This is a genomic window from Microbacterium sp. (assembly GCF_035554235.1).
GTDB lineage: Bacteria > Actinomycetota > Actinomycetes > Actinomycetales > Microbacteriaceae > Microbacterium.
Genome location: NZ_DATMIO010000250.1, coordinates 1 through 2,258, shown reverse-complemented (window position 1 = coordinate 2,258; position 2,258 = coordinate 1). Strand labels below are relative to the sequence as shown.

The following is a 2,258-nucleotide window of genomic DNA, read 5'->3' as shown; positions in this document are numbered from 1 at the left end:
ATGTGGTCGAGTTCGTGCCGAGCGACCAGGTCGATCCGATCATGTTCGACCGCGCGTACTACCTCGAGCCCGACTCGGCATCTCCCAAGGCCTATGTGCTTCTGCGTAAGACGCTGGAGCAGACCGACCGCACGGCCATCGTGCGCTTCTCGCTGCGTCAGAAGACCCGCCTCGCGGCCCTCCGCGTGCGCGGAGACGTGCTGATGCTGCAGACGCTCCTGTGGGCCGACGAGGTGCGCGAGGCCGCGTTCCCCGCCCTGGATGAGTCGGTCCGGATCTCGTCGAAGGAGCTCGAGCTCTCGGCATCCCTCGTCGACAGCTTCTCGAGCGAGTTCACCCCCGACGAATTCGTCGACGAGTACCAGGCCGAGCTGCGCACCCTGATCGACGCGAAGCTCGAGCAGGGTGACGCGCTCGATACCGCGGCCACGTTCGGCGACCGCGAAGACGAAGAGACCGGCGGAGAGGTCATCGATCTCATGGAGGCCCTGCGGGCGAGCGTGGAGCGTTCGCGCGCGGCGCGCGGGGAGACATCCGAGAAGAAGGATGCCGGCTCGGCGGCCCAGAAACCGGCGGCCAAGAAACCGGCGGCTAAGAAGGCCCCGGCGAAGACCCCCGCAGCTTCCGCCGCGAAGCCGGCGGCGAAGAAGAAGACCGCGAAGGCGTCCTAGCCCGGCGTCCTGACCGGAGGGCGTCCCGACCCGGCGCTCGTCCTAGACCGGGGGCCGCGAGTCCGACCCGGCATCGCCGTGGTGGCCGTGCTCGAAGACCTCGGGGTCGAGCACGAGCTGCTGCGCCTCGACGGCATCGGTCACGACATCCACGCCCGCGGCGGCGGCCTTCTTCGCCTTGCGCCGCTCGCTGAAGTAGTGCCAGAGCGTGATGACGGCCGTGCCGCCGACGGCGACGAGCAGGATCACGTCGATGTACTCCGTGACGATGTCGCGCACCCACGGGATGTAGCCGATGGCGTAGCCGAACATCGTGAGGCCGAAGCCCCAGAGTACGGCGCCGATCAGGTTGTAGAGCGTGTACTTGCCCTTGTGCATGTGACCGACGCCGGCGGCGACGGGTGCGAAGGTGCGCACGATCGGCACGAAGCGGGCGAGGATGATCGTGAGCCCGCCGAACCGCTCGAAGAACGCGTTCGTGCGCTCCACGTTCTTGACGCTGAACAGGCCCGATTCCTTGCGCTCGAAGACCGCGGGGCCGGCCTTATGGCCGATGAAGTAGCCGACTTCGCCGCCGATGAAGGCGGACAGGCCGATCAGCAGCGCCACCCACCACACGTTGAGACCGAAGACGCCGTTCGGAGCGACCGCCGTCGAGTGCGAGAGCAGGCCGGCGATCACGAGCAGCGTGTCGCCCGGCAGCAGGAAGCCGATGAGCAACCCGGTCTCGGCGAAGACGATGAAGCAGACCACGAACAGGGCCCAGGGGCCGGCCCACTCGATGATCGCAGCGGGGTCGAGCCAGGGGATCAGGGCGATATTGTGCACGTGTGTCGGTTCCCGTCGATATGGGTGCGGCGGTCGGCAGTCGAATGATGGCGCGCCGTCGGGCCGTGCGGAAGGTGGGACTTGAACCCACACGCCCGAAGGCACAGGAACCTAAATCCTGCGTGTCTGCCAATTTCACCACTCCCGCGGGTGGGTCAAGTCTACCGACGGGCCTGAGCATCACCTGCGGGGGACGCCCCCCGGATGCCGACGGGGTTTCAGCCACGGAAACCCTTCCCCGGGTCGTCCGGCGACGACGCCTGTGGATAACTTCAGACCCGTGACCCAGGGATTTGTCAGGATCGACCGCGTGAGTCCTGTCGCCGCAACCGTCGCCGAACGCGTGCGCGATCGCCTGCGGGCGGAGCAGGCCGATCCGGCCCGCAGCCCCGAGCGTGCGGCCCAGATCGCGCGCGCCGAGGTGCAGAGGCACAACGACTATGCGCTCGCGCGCGGGCTGGCGCCGGTGGATGACGAGGCCCGGTGCGTGCGGGAGGTGCTGGCCGCGGTCTCGGGCTATGGACCGCTGCAGGCCTACCTCGACGACCCGAGCGTCGAGGAGCTCTGGATCAATGCCCCCGACCGCATCTTCGTCGCGCGCGGGGGAGTGGCCGAGCGTACGCCGCTCACGCTCACCGACACGGCGATCCGCGACCTCGTCGAGCGGATGCTGCACGCCTCGGGTCGGCGCGTCGATCTGAGTCAGCCGTTCGTCGACGCCTCGATGCCCGACGGCAGCCGCCTGCACGTGGTCATCCC

Annotated in this window: 2 protein-coding genes, 1 tRNA gene and 1 pseudogene; 2 read left to right on the top strand and 2 right to left on the bottom strand. The window is 68.4% G+C overall.

Annotated elements, in window-relative coordinates; translation table 11 throughout:
* On the top strand, positions 1-671 hold a 671-nt coding region (gene ku / locus VNT50_RS12575; protein ID WP_325485455.1), incomplete at its 5' end, for a non-homologous end joining protein Ku.
* 42 nt (positions 672-713) lie between these two features.
* On the opposite strand, the gene VNT50_RS12570 is transcribed toward ku, so the two are convergent.
* A complete protein-coding gene (locus VNT50_RS12570) occupies positions 714-1,499 on the bottom strand; it encodes a DedA family protein (RefSeq protein WP_325485454.1) in 786 nt (261 codons plus the stop codon).
* A gap of 66 nt (positions 1,500-1,565) precedes the next feature.
* Positions 1,566-1,647 (bottom strand) — tRNA-Leu (locus VNT50_RS12565).
* A gap of 153 nt (positions 1,648-1,800) precedes the next feature.
* Here VNT50_RS12565 and VNT50_RS12560 point away from each other — a divergent pair.
* Positions 1,801-2,258 (top strand): annotated as a pseudogene (locus VNT50_RS12560) (CpaF family protein); the annotation flags it as partial.